16 protein-coding genes are annotated in these 16,747 nt (G+C 61.5%); 8 read left to right on the top strand and 8 right to left on the bottom strand.

Going from position 1 to position 16,747, the window contains the following annotated elements:
• Positions 1-134: 134 nt before the first annotated feature.
• From D3879_RS20110 to D3879_RS20100, 3 genes are all read right to left on the bottom strand, one after another.
• The gene (locus tag D3879_RS20110) at positions 135-1,073 is read right to left on the bottom strand and encodes a GGDEF domain-containing protein (protein ID WP_119956366.1); all 939 of its coding nucleotides are present in this window, start codon (positions 1,071-1,073) and stop codon (positions 135-137) included.
• A gap of 269 nt (positions 1,074-1,342) precedes the next feature.
• On the bottom strand, positions 1,343-3,256 hold the full coding sequence (locus D3879_RS20105; protein WP_119956006.1) for an acyl-CoA synthetase: 1,914 nt from the start codon (positions 3,254-3,256) through the stop codon (positions 1,343-1,345).
• Positions 3,257-3,428: 172 nt separating this feature from the next.
• Positions 3,429-4,085 carry an alpha/beta hydrolase gene (locus D3879_RS20100; protein ID WP_119956005.1) on the bottom strand — a complete coding sequence of 219 codons (657 nt, stop codon included), beginning with the start codon at positions 4,083-4,085 and terminating at the stop codon, positions 3,429-3,431.
• A 480-nt stretch (positions 4,086-4,565) separates the two neighbouring features.
• Here D3879_RS20100 and D3879_RS20095 point away from each other — a divergent pair, with 480 nt between their 5' ends.
• The 4 genes from D3879_RS20095 (at position 4,566) to D3879_RS20080 (ending at position 8,765) form a co-directional block, all read left to right on the top strand.
• Complete coding sequence (locus tag D3879_RS20095; RefSeq protein ID WP_119956004.1) at positions 4,566-5,594, top strand: amino acid ABC transporter substrate-binding protein; 1,029 nt, start codon at positions 4,566-4,568, stop codon at positions 5,592-5,594.
• A gap of 101 nt (positions 5,595-5,695) precedes the next feature.
• Entirely contained in the window at positions 5,696-6,880 is a 1,185-nt protein-coding gene (locus D3879_RS20090; protein ID WP_119956003.1) for an amino acid ABC transporter permease, read from the top strand.
• 10 nt (positions 6,881-6,890) lie between these two features.
• Positions 6,891-7,988: an amino acid ABC transporter permease gene (locus tag D3879_RS20085; protein WP_119956002.1), complete on the top strand. Its 1,098-nt coding sequence runs from the start codon at positions 6,891-6,893 to the stop codon at positions 7,986-7,988.
• Positions 7,989-7,997: 9 nt separating this feature from the next.
• The gene (locus D3879_RS20080) at positions 7,998-8,765 is read left to right on the top strand and encodes an amino acid ABC transporter ATP-binding protein (RefSeq protein ID WP_119956001.1); all 768 of its coding nucleotides are present in this window, start codon (positions 7,998-8,000) and stop codon (positions 8,763-8,765) included.
• 292 nt (positions 8,766-9,057) lie between these two features.
• On the opposite strand, the gene D3879_RS20075 is transcribed toward D3879_RS20080, so the two are convergent.
• Positions 9,058-10,071, bottom strand: a complete 1,014-nt coding sequence (locus tag D3879_RS20075; RefSeq protein WP_119956365.1) for a GlxA family transcriptional regulator — start codon at positions 10,069-10,071, stop codon at positions 9,058-9,060.
• A gap of 117 nt (positions 10,072-10,188) precedes the next feature.
• Between D3879_RS20075 and D3879_RS20070 the strand changes: the two genes are divergently transcribed.
• A complete protein-coding gene (locus tag D3879_RS20070; protein WP_119956000.1) occupies positions 10,189-10,662 on the top strand; it encodes a nuclear transport factor 2 family protein in 474 nt (157 codons plus the stop codon).
• Between the two features lie 91 nt (positions 10,663-10,753).
• Here the strand turns inward: D3879_RS20070 and D3879_RS20065 are convergent, their stop codons facing one another.
• Positions 10,754-11,242: an asparaginase domain-containing protein gene (locus tag D3879_RS20065; protein WP_119955999.1), complete on the bottom strand. Its 489-nt coding sequence runs from the start codon at positions 11,240-11,242 to the stop codon at positions 10,754-10,756.
• An 88-nt stretch (positions 11,243-11,330) separates the two neighbouring features.
• On the opposite strand from D3879_RS20065, the gene D3879_RS20060 reads away from it, so the two are divergent.
• The 3 genes from D3879_RS20060 to D3879_RS20050 all read left to right on the top strand — a co-directional run bounded on the left by D3879_RS20060 (position 11,331) and on the right by D3879_RS20050 (position 13,377).
• Complete coding sequence (locus D3879_RS20060) at positions 11,331-12,029, top strand: glutathione S-transferase family protein (protein WP_119956364.1); 699 nt, start codon at positions 11,331-11,333, stop codon at positions 12,027-12,029.
• Positions 12,026-12,304, top strand: coding sequence for a GIY-YIG nuclease family protein (locus D3879_RS20055; RefSeq protein WP_119955998.1), 279 nt, complete (start codon positions 12,026-12,028; stop codon positions 12,302-12,304). The genes D3879_RS20060 and D3879_RS20055 overlap by 4 nt, the downstream gene beginning before the upstream one ends.
• A gap of 137 nt (positions 12,305-12,441) precedes the next feature.
• A complete protein-coding gene (locus D3879_RS20050) occupies positions 12,442-13,377 on the top strand; it encodes a glutathione S-transferase family protein (protein ID WP_119955997.1) in 936 nt (311 codons plus the stop codon).
• On the opposite strand, the gene D3879_RS20045 is transcribed toward D3879_RS20050, so the two are convergent.
• The 3 genes from D3879_RS20045 to D3879_RS20035 form a co-directional block, all read right to left on the bottom strand.
• Positions 13,374-14,207, bottom strand: a complete 834-nt coding sequence (locus D3879_RS20045; protein WP_119955996.1) for a DUF4344 domain-containing metallopeptidase — start codon at positions 14,205-14,207, stop codon at positions 13,374-13,376. The two genes, D3879_RS20050 and D3879_RS20045, sit on opposite strands and share 4 nt — an antisense overlap.
• A 144-nt stretch (positions 14,208-14,351) precedes the next feature.
• Positions 14,352-15,359, bottom strand: a complete 1,008-nt coding sequence (gene yejK / locus D3879_RS20040) for a nucleoid-associated protein YejK (protein WP_119955995.1) — start codon at positions 15,357-15,359, stop codon at positions 14,352-14,354.
• 41 nt (positions 15,360-15,400) lie between these two features.
• The gene (locus tag D3879_RS20035) at positions 15,401-16,744 is read right to left on the bottom strand and encodes a TAXI family TRAP transporter solute-binding subunit (protein WP_119955994.1); all 1,344 of its coding nucleotides are present in this window, start codon (positions 16,742-16,744) and stop codon (positions 15,401-15,403) included.
• Between the last annotated feature and the right edge of the window lie 3 nt (positions 16,745-16,747).

Genomic DNA, 16,747 nt, shown 5'->3' with positions numbered 1-16,747 from the left:
GGGATTGGCAGCGAGCGAGCCGGGTCAAGGCAAGAAGCCTGGAGCGCAGACACCGCAGTGAGCTGCAGTGCATGAGGATGGCAAGCACCACGCACCGCAGCATCGGCGCGGCGCAGCCGTTGCCAGCGCAGGTTTTAGCCGCAGAGACAGTTGCGGCCTTGCTGCTTGGCTTGGTAAAGCGCGCTGTCGGCACGTGCGATCAGGCTTTGCAGGCTATCGCTGGCGCGCATTTGCGCCAGCCCGATGGACATGGTGACACCTGGCAATACGCCGACTGGGGAGTAGAAGGAGCTGGCTTGCTCCAGGCTCTGACGCAGTCGTTCACCGATGCTGCGGCCTTCTTCTGCGGTCATTTCCGGCAACAGGATGACGAATTCCTCGCCGCCATATCGGGTCAGGCTGTCCTTCGGCCGTAACTGGTTGCGCAGGGTATGCGCGAGCAGGCACAAGGCATAGTCGCCGGCCAGATGGCCATGCTGGTCGTTGTAGGCTTTGAAATGGTCGACATCCAGCATCAACAGGCACATCGGTTGGCTGTTGAAGGCGCAGCGCGTGTTCTCGCGCTCAAACACCTGCTCCAACCAGCGGCGGTTAAAGGCGCCGGTAAGGGCGTCGATATTGGCGTTTTGCTCACTGTCGAGGATGATTTGGTTGCCTTGGCGCACGCGCTCGCAGAGCAACTCCAGCAGGTTCTGCATCAGTTGCGGCGATTGCGTGAACAGGGTGATCAAGGATTCCCGGTGCAGGCGCAGCACCAGGCTCGGCACGGCGGCGACCACATAGGCGCAGGGGGGGTGGTTGTCGATAAAGCTGATCTCGCCGGCGCACTCACCCGCTTCTAGGGTGCTGACCGCCTGGTTATCCAGCGAGCCGAGGTAGACCTTGAGCTGGCCTTCGAGCAGAAGATAGAGGTGCTGATTGCGGTTGAACGGTGACAGCAGGACTTCATCGGCCTCTAATTCGCAGGCGCAAAACTCTTTGAGTAGCAGTGCAAGGCTACTGGCGGCGACGTTTTGAAACAGTCGCAGGTGCCGGATTTGCTGCAGGTCTCCCTGCCAATGCGCGGTTTTCATCGCAAGGGCGGTTGGCCAGGCTGGCTGCGGGAGACGGAGGGCATCGCGTACGCTTCCTTTCGTGTGGGCGGCTACCTTGAATGACATTAGTAGCGCGAAATCCTCGCGCAAAGTTGGGCCGACCAATGGTCGCCCAGGCGCTTAGCGGATTCCTGAACGCTCGGCGTTCAGATTAGTAGGGTGGAATCCCCGGAGGGGCTTCCACCGCTTGTCGCGAACCAACAGGCCGCTAGGTGTTGCCCGGTTTGGTGGATTACGCCGCTGCGCGGCTAATCCACCCTACCTGCGACTAGCTCGCATCTCACCGCAAAGCCGGCCAGACAGCTTTCGATGGCCGCCCGCTGCGCCGTATCCAACTGCGCTACATGGATCCGTGCCAGCTGCCCATGCCGATCATCGGCGACGACTTCGACCCGAATGGTCGGATCAAGGTGACGCAGGTGTTCCTCGAAAACACGACGAATGGCATCGAAACGCAGGGCCGGTTTGAAGGTTTTACCCACCGCGGTGACCGGGATTGCATCGATGATCCACACCTCTTTGGGGATCGCTGCACGTTCTGGGATATGCGCGGCGGCATGCTCGCGGAGTTCGGCTTCGGTTACCGTCACACCGGGTTTGAGCTGGACGTAGGCCACGGGCAGCTCACCGGCCTTGACGTCGGGTTTGCCCACCGCGGCCGCCATGGCCACGGCCGGGTGCTTGTGCAGGGCCTCTTCGATCATCTGCGGGTCGATGTTGTGCCCGCCGCGGATGATCAGATCCTTGCTGCGCCCGGTCAGCCAGATGTAGCCGTCGGCGTCGATACGGCCGAGGTCGCCGGTATTGAACCAATCGCCGTCGACCCAGATGCCCTTGTTCTTGTCGGCTTGCAGGTAGCCGTTGAACACCGTGATGCCGCGCAGGCAGAGGTTGCCGATCTCATTCTGCGCAGCATCGCGCAGGTACTGGCCCTGCTCGTCGAGTACGGCGATCTTCACTTCACAATACGGCATGCGCAGGCCAATCGAGCCAGGCCGTTGCTCGCCGGCCGGGGGATTGCCGCAACTGCCGCAGGTGCCTTCGGTGAGGCCATAACCTTCGATGAGTTTGAGCCCGGTTTTACCTTCAAACTGCCGAATCAGCTCCACTGGCATCGGCGCCGCGCCACACAGGGCATAGCGCAGGCTGGACAGATCGTGGCCAGCGCTCGGCACTTGCAGCAGGCCGGCATAGATAGTCGGTACGCCACTGAAGAAGCTCACGCGGTAGCGTTCGATGATTTTCCAGAAGTTCTGAATCAGGCTGCTGTTGCGATAGCCTTGCGGCGTCGCCAGCAATACTTCGGCACCGACATAGAACGGCGCCAAGCCGGTGACCATCACGCCGTTGACGTGGAACAGCGGTAGCCCGCAGAGGGTGATGTCCTGCTCGTTCAGGTCGATCGCCATGGCGAGGATCATCGCCATCGCGACTTCGTTGCGATGGCTGTGCGGCGCCAGCTTCGGGGTGCCGGTGGTGCCGCCGGTGTGGAAGTACGAGGCAATGTCGTCCGGCTGAATTACCCGGCCGCTTTCCAGGTGATCGTCCGGGCAGGCGCCAATCAGTTCGTCGAAGTCCAGCACGTCCGTCGGTAGCGCGCCGCGCTGGGCTTGCAAGCCGCTACGTTGCGGCTCTGGCAGGTAGTTGGCGAGGTCGACGGTGACAATCGATTTCAACTCCGGCAGCCGTTCACGCAGGCCGGCGACCTTGTCCCACAGATCGGTGCCGGGGAAGGGCGCCAGGGTCACCAGCACCTCGGAGTCAGATGCGCGGATCAGTTCGGCGATGTGCTCGGCATCCAGCAGCGGGTTGATCGCATTGACGATACCCGCGGCCTCGCCACCCCAGAGGGTGAAGTGCGTGTGTGGCAGGTTCGGCAGCAGGAACGACACGGCTTTACCTGGGCGCACGCCGAGGCGGTGGAAGGCGTTGGCGGTCTGGGTGATTTTGCCGAACAACTCGGCGTAGCTCAGCTGATAGGGCGTCTCTTCACTATTACCCTGTAACAGGAAGGTCAACGCCGTGGCATCCGGGCTGCGTGCCGCACTGCGCCGCAGCAGCTCATAAGTGCTGGGCGGCATGCCGCGGTCTTGAAGAGAGATCTGTTCGATCGATTCGGTATCGCGCAGCGAACCGATAGCGGGAACGGCGGTTTGGCTCATGGTGATTTTTGCTGCCTGTTTGTAAGAGCCTATTCATGATCTGCTGCGCGTCGGCCATGCGGCGTTGAAATCGGGCTAAAAATGCTCATTTACAACTCGTAAACTGCGCTTTTTCGCCCGACTTCGCCTTGCCTGACCTTAGCTCGCGAGCTCGTGAACAGACTCTAAGAGTTCAGCCCAAGCGCGCCGCCAGCCAAGTGCCGATATCGCGCACTTCTTCCGGCAACACCTCGTGGCTCATCGGGTATTCCTGCCAAGTCACCGGCACTCCCTGTGTGACCAGGCAATCATGCGCGGCGCGGCCCATCGCTGGCAGCACCACATCATCGAAAGTGCCATGCAAACAATAAACCGGCAGTTGTTTTTTTGTATCCGACAGCTGCAGTTCAGCGCTGAAGGTGGGGGCGTAGGTGGACAGTGCCAGCACGCCGCCCAGTGGCCCCTGCCAACGCATAAAAGCGGTGTGCAGCACGACTGCGCCGCCCTGGGAGAAGCCGGCGAGGAAAATCCGTGCGGGATCGATACCACTGTCGCGTTGCGCTTCGATCAGCTCGATGACTTTCTGTGACGAGGCTTCCAACTGCTCGCAATTGATCGCCCGGGCTGGGCTCATGGCGAGGATGTCGTACCAGCTGGGCATGACATAGCCACCGTTGATCGTCACCGCTTGGGTTGGTGCTTGCGGCAGCACGAAGCGGGTGCTGAGCAGACGTTGCTGCAATGCCTCGGCCACCGGCAGAAAGTCATAGCGGTCGGCACCCAGACCGTGCAACCAGATGACGCACGCGTCGGCGGCGTGTGTGGGCTGAAGTATCAGGGTTTCGTGCATGAGCGGCTCCAGTGCGGTGCGAGCGCCCTTAGACAGGGCGTGGACTCGCCGAGGGTTTGGCGAATCAGTGAAGAAGTTGTCGCAAGGTTACAAGTTTTGCCCTTGACCTGCCTGAATAGTGCTTTGCAGAAGGCGCTGGTACGGGCTTTGCTATGTTTTGCGCTGACTGATCGCAAGGCCCAGCGGGTAACACTCCGGATTTCTGGGCGCTGCGTAGTCAAAGCAAACGATCTGGGACTCTCAACAGATTCGTCACGCGCCGCAGGTTGGCGCTCAAGCGAACGAGATAATCCCTCTCCAGTCCATTCGAACAATGGGCGGGGGTGAGTTTTTGGCCGAGAGGACTATCGCCAACTAGACTCACTCCTTAGGTCTGCACCCCGGTTGACCCTGCTGTTATCGAGAGGGTTGAACGTGCCTCATAAGGGTACGGCGGTAGGGCCGAGACTCCAAACACAACAACAGCAACTGGAGGTTTTAATGAAGATGGTGAAATCCACCCTGGCTGTGCTGACCGCTGCAGCGGTGCTCGGCGTCAGCAGCTTCGCTCAGGCGGGCGCAACCCTGGACGCGGTGAAGAAAAAAGGCTTCGTGCAATGCGGTATCAGTGATGGCTTGCCAGGCTTCTCCTACGCCGACGGCAAGGGCAACTACCTGGGGATCGACGTAGATGTTTGCCGCGCTGTAGCCGCTGCGGTCTTCGGCGATGCCAGCAAGGTTAAATTCAGCCCGCTGACGGCCAAAGAACGCTTCACGGCGTTGCAATCCGGTGAAGTCGACATCCTCTCGCGTAACAGCACCTGGACCAGTTCGCGTGATGCGGCCATGGGTCTGAGCTTTACCGGCGTGACCTACTACGACGGCCAAGGCTTCCTGGTGAACAAAAAGCTGGGCGTCTCCAGCGCAAAGGAACTCGATGGCGCCACCGTCTGCATTCAGGCCGGGACCACCACTGAGCTGAACCTCTCCGACTACTTCCGCGCCAATGGCCTGAAGTACACCCCGATCACTTATGACACCTCCGATGAGAGCGCCAAGTCTGTGGAGGCTGGTCGTTGCGACGTGCTGACCTCGGACCAATCGCAGCTCTATGCGCAGCGCATCAAGTTGGCCGCGCCGGATCAGTACGTGGTGTTGCCGGAAGTGATCTCCAAGGAGCCGCTCGGCCCGGCAGTGCGTCAGGGTGACGATGAGTGGTTCAAAATCGTGCGTTGGTCGCTGTTCGCCTTGGTCAATGCCGAGGAGCTGGGCATCGATTCGAAGAACGTCGTCGAGACCGCCAAAAGCACCAAGAACCCGGATATCGCCCGCCTGCTCGGCACTGAAGGCGAGTTCGGCAAGGATCTGAAACTGCCGAAAGACTGGGCCGTGCAGATCGTCAAGCAAGTCGGTAACTACGCGGAAATCTTCGATCGCAACGTCGGTGCCGGCAGTGACCTGAAGATCGAGCGTGGCCTTAATGCCCTGTGGAACAAGGGTGGTCTGCAATACGCACCGCCGGTGCGCTGACCATCTGCAGCAGCGCTCCGGGTCTGGAGCGCTGCTGTTTTTCTTGATTCCGTGAACTCTGCGCCCGCTCCTGCGGGCGTGAGGTTTCCAAGAGGGTTGCTATGCAAACTATTGCTAATGCCCCACGCGCCCGAGGTTCGGTATGGACCGACCCACAGGTGCGCGCGTGGCTATTCCAGATTATTGCCGTTATCGCCGTGGTGGCGTTTGGCTGGTACCTGTTCGACAACACGCAACACAACCTGGCGCAACGGGGGATTATTTCCGGCTTCGGCTTCCTGCAGAACAGTGCCGGTTTTGGCATCGCCCAACACCTGATCGACTACACGGAAAGCGATACCTACGGCCGTGTGTTCGTCATCGGTCTGCTCAACACTTTGCTGGTCTCGGTCATCGGCATCGTCTTTGCGACCATTATCGGTTTCATCATTGGCGTCGCGCGGCTGTCGCCGAACTGGCTGATCAACAAGTTGGCCACCGTCTACATCGAGACCTTCCGCAATATTCCGCCCTTGCTGCAGATCTTCTTCTGGTACTTTGCGGTGATGCTGCCGCTGCCGGGGCCGCGGCAGAGCATAAGCGTCGGTGAGACCTTCTTCCTCAGCAACCGCGGGCTCAATATGCCCTCGCCGGGGGCGGCCGAAGGCTTTTTGCCGTTCCTGATCGCCGTGCTGCTGACCCTGGTCGGTATCGTCGTGCTGGTGCGCTGGGCCAAGGCGCGGCGCGAGTCGAGCGGGGCGATTTTCCCCACACCCTGGGTTTCTCTGGCGTTGCTGGTGGCGGTGCCGGGGCTGTGCGTGCTGCTGTTCGGCAACCCCTTCACCTGGAGCGTGCCCGAGTTGCAAGGCTTCAACTTCCGCGGCGGCTGGGTGATGATTCCCGAGCTGATGGCGTTGGTCCTGGCGCTGACGGTCTATACCGCGGCCTTTATCGCCGAGAACGTGCGTTCCGGCATCCAGGCGGTCAGCCACGGGCAAACCGAGGCCGCCCGCTCCCTCGGCCTAAAGCCGAGGATCACGCTGCGTCTGGTGATCATCCCGCAGGCCCTGCGCGTGATCATCCCACCGCTGACCAGTCAGTACCTCAATCTGGCGAAGAACTCCTCGCTGGCCGCCGGTATCGGTTATCCGGATATGGTCTCGCTGTTCGCCGGCACGGTGCTCAACCAGACCGGACAGGCGATCGAGGCGATCGCCATTACCATGAGCGTGTACCTGGCCATCAGCCTCAGCATTTCAATGTTGATGAATTGGTACAACAAGCGCATTGCGCTGATCGAGCGGTGAGGAAAAGCGCATGACCATTCATACCTTCAAACCGGATCTACCACCGCCGCTCCTGAGTGTCGGCGTGGTTGGCTGGCTGCGTGCCAATCTGTTCTCCAGTTGGTTCAATACCCTGCTGACCCTGTTCGCCATCTACCTGGTTTGGCTGATCATCCCGCCGCTGTTGCAATGGGCGTTTATTCAGGCCGACTGGACTGGCACCAGCCGTGCCGACTGCACCAGCGAGGGCGCCTGCTGGGTGTTCATCAAGGAGCGCTTCAGCCAGTTTATCTATGGCTTCTACCCGTCCGAGTTGCGTTGGCGGGTGGATCTGACAGCTTGGCTGGCGGTCATCGGCGCCGCGCCGCTGTTCATTCCGGCGATGCCGCGCAAAGCTGTCTATGGGCTGGGCTTCCTGGTGGTCTATCCGCTGCTGGCCTACTGGCTGCTGCACGGTGGCTTCTTCGGCCTGAGCACTGTGTCCACCAGCCTATGGGGCGGCTTGATGCTTACCCTGGTGATCGCCGCGGTCGGTATCTCCGGGGCCTTGCCTCTGGGTATCTTGCTGGCCCTGGGACGGCGTTCGGACATGCCGGCGATCCGCGTGATCAGCGTGACCTTTATCGAGTTCTGGCGTGGTGTGCCGTTGATCACCGTGCTGTTCATGTCCTCGGTGATGCTGCCGCTGTTCCTCCCGGAAGGGCTGAGCTTCGACAAGCTGATGCGCGCACTGATCGGCGTGACCCTGTTCCAGTCGGCCTATATCGCCGAGGTAGTGCGCGGTGGCCTGCAGGCCATCCCCAAGGGCCAGTACGAAGCGGCCGGCGCGCTCGGCCTCGGCTACTGGCGGATGATGGGCCTGGTGATTCTGCCGCAGGCGCTCAAGCTGGTGATCCCGGGCATCGTCAACACCTTTATCGCCCTGTTCAAGGACACCAGTCTGGTGATCATCATCGGCCTGTTCGACCTGTTGAACAGCATCAAGCAAGCCACCACCGACCCCGTCTGGCTGGGTATGGCCACCGAGGGCTACGTGTTCGCCGCCCTGGTGTTCTGGATCTTCTGTTTCGGCATGTCCCGCTACTCCATGCATTTGGAGCGCAAGTTGGACACCGGCCACAAGCGTTAGGAGTTTGTTATGAGTGAACCGATCAAGCAGTCCGCCGCCGCCGATCAGAGCATGATCCTGATGCAGGGCGTGCATAAGTGGTACGGCCAGTTCAATGTGCTGAAGGACATCAACCTGGATGTGAAGCAGGGCGAGCGCATCGTCATTTGCGGACCTTCGGGGTCGGGCAAATCCACGGCGATCCGCTGTCTCAACCGCCTGGAGGAACACCAGCAGGGGCGCATCGTGGTGAACGGGGTGGAGCTGACCCGCGACCTCAAGCACATCGAGACGGTCCGTCGCGAGGTGGGCATGGTGTTCCAGCACTTCAACCTGTTCCCGCACCTCACCGTGCTGCAGAACTGCACCCTGGCGCCGATGTGGGTGCGCAAGATGCCCAAGCGCCAGGCCGAGGAAGCCGCCATGCACTTCCTCGAGCGCGTGCGTATCCCCGAGCAGGCCCTCAAGTACCCGGGACAGCTCTCCGGCGGTCAGCAACAGCGGGTGGCCATCGCCCGCGCGCTGTGCATGAAGCCGAAGATCATGCTGTTCGACGAGCCCACCTCGGCGCTCGACCCGGAAATGGTCAAGGAGGTGCTGGATACCATGGTCAGCTTGGCAGAGGACGGTATGACCATGCTCTGCGTGACCCACGAGATGGGCTTTGCCCGCACCGTGGCGAACCGGGTGATCTTTATGGACAAGGGCGAGATCATCGAAGAGGCGCCGCCGAACGAGTTCTTCAACAACCCGCAGAACGAGCGGACCAAGCTGTTCCTCAGTCAGATCCTGCACTGAGTAACGCCGAGTTGAAAAAGGGAGCCGCAAGGCTCCCTTTTTTGTCCAGCGCAACGCGGCTGATGTAGGGGCGAATTGATTGGTTCTGTACCCGCTATCTGTTACGTCAGGCTGCAACTCTTTGTAGGGGCGGGCCATACCCGCGAAAAGCTGCAACGCGAGAGCTTCGCGAGCAGAGCTCGCTCCTACGGATTTGGCATTGTTGCCAGGCAATTGCGCCACTGCCACTCTCTGTAGGAGCTAGCTCTGCTAGCGAACACAGGCGTATGCGCTTCGCGGACATGGCCCGCTCCTACGGGTTCGGCGTTGTTGTCAGGCAGTTGTTGTTCGGGGCAGCGAATGAATTCGCCCCTACAGGTTTATCGCGCAAGCGCCGACGAAACGCGCCTGGTGTTTCCCCACAGAGTTGTTTGAACAGCTTGGCGAAGGCCGCGCGGTCGGCATAACCGACTTGGGCGGCGATTTGTTCCAACGAGCGGGAAGAATGGCGCAGGGCCGTTTGCGCGGCGCTGATGCGCAGCCGTTGAAGATAGTCGTTGGGCGTCAGCCCGGTGCTGGCGCGAAAACGCCGCAGCAGGGTACGCGGCGAGCAGTTCGCGCGTTCGGCCAGGCGCTGTAAATCCACGGGTTCGGCGTAGTGCCGCTGTAACCATTGCAGCAGCGGATTAAGTTGGCTGTCACTGCTGTCGGATTCCGGCAGCAGCGGGGCGAAGCGTGACTGGCGACCGCGCTGGGTTTCGAACACCAGCGCCGCGGCGACTCGCTGAGCCAGCCAGTCGCCGGCATGCCAGCCGATCAGATACAGGCACAAATCCAGGCCCGCATGCGCGCCGCCCGAGCAGAGCAGGTTGCCGTCATGGGTCAGCAGCTCGTCAATTTCCAATTGCACCTGCGGGAAGCGCTGGCGGAATGGGTTAGCCAAGGCCCAGTGGGTGGTGGCGTGGCGGCCATCGAGCACGCCTGCCGCCGCCAGCAGAAAGGCACTGCTGCACAGGCTGGCAAGCTGTTGGTTTGGTGCGCGAGCGGCAAGCCAGGGCAGCAGGCCGGCGTTGGCGGCCAGGGTTTGCTCGATAGCGCTGCCGGTCGCGGGGAGCAGGATCAGGTCTGCTTGCTCGGCTAGGCTCAAATCACCATCCACCCGGATGCTGGCAAAGCCCAGATCCACCGATTGACCGTCCAGGCTGAAGCGCTGCAGCTTGAACAACGCTTGTCCGGCCAACTGATTGGCCAGCACAAACGCATCGTTAGCCATGCTCAGGCTGGAGCAAACCGTTTGCGGACACACATAAATAGCGATGTTCAGCATGCTCGGCGGCCAATAAAGAAGTTTGGCTATTTCTGACACAAAGTTGTCGATATAGCCAATCGCCGGCTGCTGCGTATCTGCCCACAATGGCCAACATCCCATGAGCCGGAGCCCTCCATGAGCCACCCCAACGCCGAATTGATCAGTTGCTTCTACCAGGCCTTCCAGCGTTTGGATGGCGAGGCCATGGCGGCCTGTTATGCCGAAGATGTGCGCTTCAGTGATCCGGTGTTCACCGACCTGCAGGGTCGGGAGGCCGGTGACATGTGGCGCATGCTGGCGAGCCGTGCGCAGAACTTTTCCCTGACTTACTCCGACGTGCAGGCCGACGACCAGCAGGGCAGTGCGCGCTGGGTTGCGACTTACCTGTTCAGCCAGACCGGCCGCACGGTGGTCAATCGGATCCAGGCGCGCTTTGTCTTCCGTGACGGCAAGATTATCGAGCACCACGATCACTTCGACCTGTGGTGCTGGGCGCGTCAGGCATTGGGCATGAAAGGTGTTTTGCTCGGTTGGGCGCCGCCCGTGCAGGGTGCGATTCGTAAGCAGGCGATGAAGGGCTTGGAGATCTATCGGGCCGGGTGTTCTTGACGGATGTAGGAGCGAGCTCTGCTCGCGATCAACTAGGCGTTGAGCCTGTTCGCGAGCAGAGCTCGCTCCTGCAGTCTTACAGGGTAGCGAATCAGCCGGCGCTGTCCTCGAAACGTCCGGCGGCGCGGTTCTTCTTGACCTTGCCGGCCTCGAAGATGCGCCCACTCATAGCCACATAGATGCCCTCGGCCAGGCATTGCAGCGCGCCGATGGCCACGCCGAGGTTGAACGGCGCATCGGTGTTGCGCATGCGTGCGGGCTGCATGGCGCCGGTGAAGAGAATCACCTTGCCGGGAATGTCCTTCAGCACATCAGCGGTCAAGGTCATGGTGTCGGTGCCGTGGGTGATCAGGATGTGCTTGGCCGGGCAGGCGGCGACCTTGACGCGGATCAGTTCGCGGTCTTCATCGGTCATCTCCAGGCTGTCTTTTTTCACCAGGCTTTCGACCTGAAAGTCAAAGGTCACCCCGGCCTCACGAAGAATTTCCGGGGCCATCGGTTCGCCGATCTGATAGTCGGAAAGCGCGTCGTAATAGACCTTGTCGAAGGTGCCACCGGTGGTGAAGATCTGAATATTCATGCAAGGCTCCCATTTGCGTAGGTGGCTTGTGGCCGTGGAGATGAATATTGCCTAAGCTCGCCGACGAACTCCATGCAGGATGCTGCCGATGATCACGCTGTGCCAATTCCCCGCGGCTTTCAATGTACCCAACCCCAGCCCGTACTGCCTCAAGGTGGAAACCTTTCTGCGCATGTGCGGATTGGACTATCAGGTAAAAACGCTATTCGACCCGCGCAAAGCCCCGAAAGGCAAACTGCCGTTTATCAAGCTGGACGATGAGCTGATCGCCGATTCGGCGGTGATCCTGCGGACGTTGAGCGAGCGTTTGGAGCTGCCGCTGGATCGGCATCTGGATGCCGCAGGCCGTGGCCGGATGGTGGCGATTACCCGCCTGTGTGACGAGCACCTGAGCCCTTTGATGGTGTATTTCCGCTGGCTCGACGCGGAGGGTTGGGGGCAGCTCAAACCGGCATTCTTCGGCCAATTGCCGGCGCCTTTACGGCTGCTGGTGCCGGGTTTAGTGCAGAAGAAAATCCGCAAGTCGCTGCTGGCTCAGGGCATTGCTCGGCATTCAGCGGTGGAGCTGCTGGCATTCGCTCGTGAGGATCTGCAGGCGCTGAGCGATCTGCTCGGCGCTGCACCGTTTTTTGGCGGCGTGCAGCCGTGCAGTGCGGACGCGTCGGCCTACGGCATCCTGGCCAACCTGACCCTGTGCAGCCTGGACACTCCGTTGGGCCGGCTGGCGCGCGAGTTTCCCTCGTTGGTGGCCTACTGCGAGCGGATGCGGGACAAGTTTTGGACATGAGTGCGGCAGAGCCCAAGCCCTGGTTCGTCTACCTGGTGCGTGCGGCCAATGGTGCGCTGTATTGCGGCATCAGTGATGACCCGCAGCGGCGTTTCGTTACCCATCAGAGTGGTCGCGGTGCGCGCTTCTTCCATTCCAGCCCGGCGGTCGCCTTGGTGTACGTCGAAGCATGCCGCGACAAAAGCGAAGCCTTGCGACGCGAGCGCTCGATCAAGCAACTGACGAAAAAAGCCAAGGAAGCTTTGGTGTTGGCAGCGGCTGTTCAGGCTGTATGACGCGCGAAGCCTGCAGTCGTTTTCACACAGCCGGTGTTATCGGCCAGCTTGATAGCAGTCCATCAAGCTGATCGGGTAGGCGCGCAGTCGCGCTGGCGAGTAAGCTGCTGGCTTCCCTCAGTGCCTCGGAGCCTGTCATGCACGAGTTGATCCTGCACCATTACCCTACCTCTCCGTTCGCCGAGAAAGTCCGGCTGATGCTGGGCTTCAAGCAACTGTCCTGGCGCTCGGTAATGATTCCGCCGGTGATGCCGAAACCCGACGTGACGGCCTTGACTGGCGGTTACCGCAAGACCCCGGTATTGCAAGTCGGTGCTGACATTTACTGTGATAGCGCGCTGATCGCCCGGCGCCTGGAGGCCGAAAAAGCCACTCCGGCGCTGTTTCCAGAGGGTCAGGAGTTCAACGTCGCCAGTTTTGCCAGTTGGGCCGACTCGCTGGTGTTCCAGCATGCGGTAAGCCTGGCGTTCCAGCCGGAGTCCATCGCCGTGCGGTTCGGCAAACTACCGCCTGAGGTGATCAAAGGCTTCATGGCCGACCGTGCCGGGCTATTCAGTGGCGGCACGACAACCCGGCTACCGCTGGAGCAAGCCAAGCACCAGTGGCCGACGTTGATGGCACGTCTGCAGCAGCAGTTAGCCCGCGAAGACGGTGACTTCCTGTTCGGCGAGCCGTCGCTTGCCGACTTCGCCCTGGCGCACCCATTGTGGTTCCTCAGGGCCACGCCAGTCACCGCGCCACTGGTGGACGATTATCCGGCCGTGGCTGTCTGGCTCGGTCGCGTGCTGGGTTTCGGTCACGGCTCGGCCAGTGAGCTGGCTGCCTTTGATGCCATTGAAATCGCCCGTGCGGCGACTCCGGCGGCGCTGCCGGATGAGGTATTCAATGAACCCAACGGTTTCAAGATCGGCCAGCAGGTGACTGTGGCCGCGACTGACTATGGCATCGATCCGGTGGTAGGCGAGTTGGTCTTTGCCGGCAGCGAAGAGCTGATCCTGCGCCGCGAGGACGAGCGCGCCGGGCTGCTGCATGTGCATTTTCCGCGCTTGGGCTTTCGTCTCGAGGCGCATTAATCCGGCATAGCCTGGCGCAGGCGCGGCAGCTGTCGGGCGAGAGTCTGGAAGTGCGCCAGGCTCTCATAGCAGAGAACCAGTTCGCCGCCGGTGCGATCGTACCAGGCGTCCGACGCACCACAATTGGTCAGGCGCAGAACCACATCGCGCGGCAACTGATAGGTCTCGCTGGCGCGTGCGGCTATGGCTTCCACCACGCCGGTGCTGCGGATCTGCTCGAGCAGGCGCGGGCCGTTTTCCAGGCGCGGGCCCGGCGGGTCGTAGAGCACTTGGAGGCGATGCTGGATCGGCGTGCCCGGCGCCCGCCCGTGGTGCTGCTCGACCCAGGCTAATGCCCGGCGCACCTGGGCATATTCCTGATCGCAGTAGAGGGCGCGTTCCACTGGCAGACCGGTGATCTCCGGCACCCATTCCAGCACATCCGGGTCGCTGCCATAGATCAGGCAGGCCAGGTTGTAGAAGCGCTGGGCATCCAGGCCGTGACTGTCCCAGGCATGGACTTCCTCATTGTCGGGTTTCGGCCGTTGCCACTCCAGGCGCCAGTAATCGGCGACATCCAAGAGCTTGGCGTAGAAGCCGGCGTTGCGCTGATGGCCGTTGGAGAGGTACAGGCTGATAAAGCCTAGTTGGTCGGCGGCGTCCTCCTCGCGGCCGAGCACCGGCAGTTCCAGTTCGGCGATCAGCAAATGGCCCATCTCGTGCAACAGGGTGAACTCGGCGTTGGCGACGATGAAGCGCACCTCATCGGCGTGCAGCACGTCTTGCGGTGGGGACGCCGACGCGCTCAGCAGCACAAGGGCGCTCAACAGGTTGATAGCGGATGGACGCATGGGTTCAGGCCTGCTCCAGCCCGGTGGCGTTGCTTGACGAAGTCAACGTGACGCACCGGATCCTTCGCAAAGGGCGCCGCCGGATCGCACCGGCAATCTTCCAGCAGGGCGTCGGGCAGGCGCGGCATGCTTTACCTCACGGGGTCAGTCCTTACGACGCTTGAGCTGGTCGCGCAATTGGGTCGGCAGGTTACGAATGATCAGGGTGTCCTGCGCCTCGTCGTATTCCACCTTGGAGCCTAGCAGGTGCGCCTCGAAGCTGATCGACAAACCCTCGGCGCGGCCGGTGAAGCGGCGGAACTGGCTCAGCGTGCGCTTATCCGCCGGAATCTCCGGCGACAGGCCGTAGTCCTTGTTGCGGATGTGGTCGTAGAAGGCCCGTGGGCGTTCTTCGTCGATCAGCCCGGAGAGTTCCTGCAGGGTCATGGGTTCGCCCAGCTTGGCCTGACTGGTGGCGTAGTCGACCAATGTGTCGGTTTTCGCCCGGGCCTGCTCTTCGGGCAGGTCTTCGCTTTCGACGAAGTCGCTGAAGGCTTTCAGCAGGGTGCGGGTCTCGCTTGGCGAGTCGACGCCTTCCTGGCAGCCGATGAAGTCGCGGAAGTACTCGGAGACCTTCTTGCCGTTCTTGCCCTTGATAAAGGAGATGTATTGCTTGGACTGCTTGTTGTTCTGCCACTCGGAGATATTGATCCGCGCCGCCAGGTGCAGCTGGCCAAGATCCAGGTGTTTGGCCGGGGTCACGTCCAGTGCGGCGTTCACTGCCACCCCTTCGCTGTGATGCAGCAAGGCGATCGCCAGGTAGTCGGTCATGCCTTGCTGATAGTGGGCGAACAGCACGTGGCCGCCGGTGGAGAGGTTGGATTCCTCCATCAGCTTTTGCAGATGCTCCACCGCCTGACGACTGAAGGCGGTGAAGTCCTGGCCGCCCTCGTTGTATTCCTTCAACCAGCCGCTGAACGGGTAGGCGCCGGACTCCGCTTGAAAGAAGCCCCAGGCCTTGCCCTGCTTGGCGTTGTAGCTCTCATTGAGGTCGGCCAGCATGTTCTCGATGGCTTGCGATTCGGCCAGTTCGGTGTTGCGGGCGTGCAGCACGGCGGGCGTGCCGTCGGGTTTTTTGTCGATCAAGTGGACAATGCAATGGCGGATCGGCATGGCGTTCTCGTATCGGGGCGGACAGGGCGAGGCGCGTCAGTTTACCCGACCTGCTCGGCCTTGGTCGCCCGTCTGCGCTGCAAGGCCTGCAAACGTTCGATCACATAGCGCAGGTGGACGTGCAACTCGTACAGTTCGTTGGAATAGGAGAGTGGCACCTCGACCTTGGCTAGCTTGTCTTCCAGCTGCTCCAGCCGCTCGATTTCGACGTCGAGTTGTTCCGGCAGCGTGCCGGAGTCGATCTGCCGGTCGACTTCGCGCAGGTACTTGTACCAGCGATAAATCCGCGCGCGGATGCGCCAGCGATACAACGGGCCGATGGCTTTGAACAGCGGGAAGAGGATCACCAGCAGTGGGATCAGCAGAATGATGTAGCGATCCGCCAGCGAGGCAATGCGAAACGGCAGATGCCGCTGCAACAGCGGCAGGCCGCTGGTGTAGTAATGCTCGGCATCGCTGGAGAGCTCGAAGGTCACCGGCATGGCGGTGGGGAACGCGCCGGCCTTGTCGAGTAAGGTGCCGTTCTTCATCACCTCGCGCGTGGCCTGCAGAATCAAAGGTGCCAGCGCCGGGCTGAAGTCCGAGTTGACCACCAGGGTGGCGACCGGCGAGAGGGTGACGATGTCCTGCGGCGGGGTGTTTTGCGCCAAGTTGAGCAGCCCCTCACCGACTGTGACGCGGGCGAAGAACGGCAGACGTGCCTCGTAGGCCGCAGCGCGGCGGAAGCTAGCCAGGGTCACTTGCGGGTTTGCGGCGAGTTGCTGCACCAGGGGGCTTTCCGCTGGGCCGACCAGAAATGCCGCATCCAGCTCACCGTTGCTCAGCGCGTTGACTGCCACCGTACCGCCAATCGCCTGCCAGCCGGCGGGATACTCCTCCGGGCTGATCGCATTGGCGCTGAGAATGGCCTCGGTGGCCGCTTGCGTGCCGCTGCCGGGGCTGCCAAGGGCCAAGCGCAGAGGCAGGAGATCGGCAATGCGGTCGAGGTTCACCGCGGTGCGGTAGAACAACCACAACGGCTCTTGATACACCGCGCCGAGGCTTCGCAGCTGGGTGCGCTCTTGGTCGCTGAGCTGGCGCTCCAGGCCGCTTTGCACGAGCGCAAGCTGCACCTCGCTGTGCTTGGCGAGCAGGCGCTGCAGGTTGTCTTGCGAGCCGGCGCTGGGCACCAAAGTCAGCGCAAAGCCTTGCTTGGCCAACTCGCTTTTCAGCTTCTCGGCAAACGCCGCATAACCCCCGCCTTCCGGCCCGGTCGCTATGGTCGCCGACATCGGCGGTGGCGGCGCCACGAAATAGAACACCGCGCCCACCAGGGCGGCCAACACCGGCACTATCCAGAGGTTGGCAAGCAACATGATTTTCAGGTCTTTGATGATGCGGCGCATGTG

Origin of the sequence: Pseudomonas cavernicola, assembly GCF_003596405.1 — a bacterium.
Lineage (GTDB): Bacteria > Pseudomonadota > Gammaproteobacteria > Pseudomonadales > Pseudomonadaceae > Aquipseudomonas > Aquipseudomonas cavernicola.
Note: the sequence above shows the minus strand (reverse complement) of the source record. Positions and strands in the feature narration are given on the sequence as shown.

Coding starts and splice junctions, on each gene's coding strand:
- D3879_RS20110 (WP_119956366.1), bottom strand. CDS start 1,073: ATGAAAACCGCGCATTGGCAGGGAGACCTGCAGCAAATCCGGCACCTG.
- D3879_RS20105 (WP_119956006.1), bottom strand. CDS start 3,256: ATGAGCCAAACCGCCGTTCCCGCTATCGGTTCGCTGCGCGATACCGAA.
- D3879_RS20100 (WP_119956005.1), bottom strand. CDS start 4,085: ATGCACGAAACCCTGATACTTCAGCCCACACACGCCGCCGACGCGTGC.
- D3879_RS20095 (WP_119956004.1), top strand. CDS start 4,566: ATGAAGATGGTGAAATCCACCCTGGCTGTGCTGACCGCTGCAGCGGTG.
- D3879_RS20090 (WP_119956003.1), top strand. CDS start 5,696: ATGCAAACTATTGCTAATGCCCCACGCGCCCGAGGTTCGGTATGGACC.
- D3879_RS20085 (WP_119956002.1), top strand. CDS start 6,891: ATGACCATTCATACCTTCAAACCGGATCTACCACCGCCGCTCCTGAGT.
- D3879_RS20080 (WP_119956001.1), top strand. CDS start 7,998: ATGAGTGAACCGATCAAGCAGTCCGCCGCCGCCGATCAGAGCATGATC.
- D3879_RS20075 (WP_119956365.1), bottom strand. CDS start 10,071: ATGCTGAACATCGCTATTTATGTGTGTCCGCAAACGGTTTGCTCCAGC.
- D3879_RS20070 (WP_119956000.1), top strand. CDS start 10,189: ATGAGCCACCCCAACGCCGAATTGATCAGTTGCTTCTACCAGGCCTTC.
- D3879_RS20065 (WP_119955999.1), bottom strand. CDS start 11,242: ATGAATATTCAGATCTTCACCACCGGTGGCACCTTCGACAAGGTCTAT.
- D3879_RS20060 (WP_119956364.1), top strand. CDS start 11,331: ATGATCACGCTGTGCCAATTCCCCGCGGCTTTCAATGTACCCAACCCC.
- D3879_RS20055 (WP_119955998.1), top strand. CDS start 12,026: ATGAGTGCGGCAGAGCCCAAGCCCTGGTTCGTCTACCTGGTGCGTGCG.
- D3879_RS20050 (WP_119955997.1), top strand. CDS start 12,442: ATGCACGAGTTGATCCTGCACCATTACCCTACCTCTCCGTTCGCCGAG.
- D3879_RS20045 (WP_119955996.1), bottom strand. CDS start 14,207: ATGCGTCCATCCGCTATCAACCTGTTGAGCGCCCTTGTGCTGCTGAGC.
- yejK (WP_119955995.1), bottom strand. CDS start 15,359: ATGCCGATCCGCCATTGCATTGTCCACTTGATCGACAAAAAACCCGAC.
- D3879_RS20035 (WP_119955994.1), bottom strand. CDS start 16,744: ATGCGCCGCATCATCAAAGACCTGAAAATCATGTTGCTTGCCAACCTC.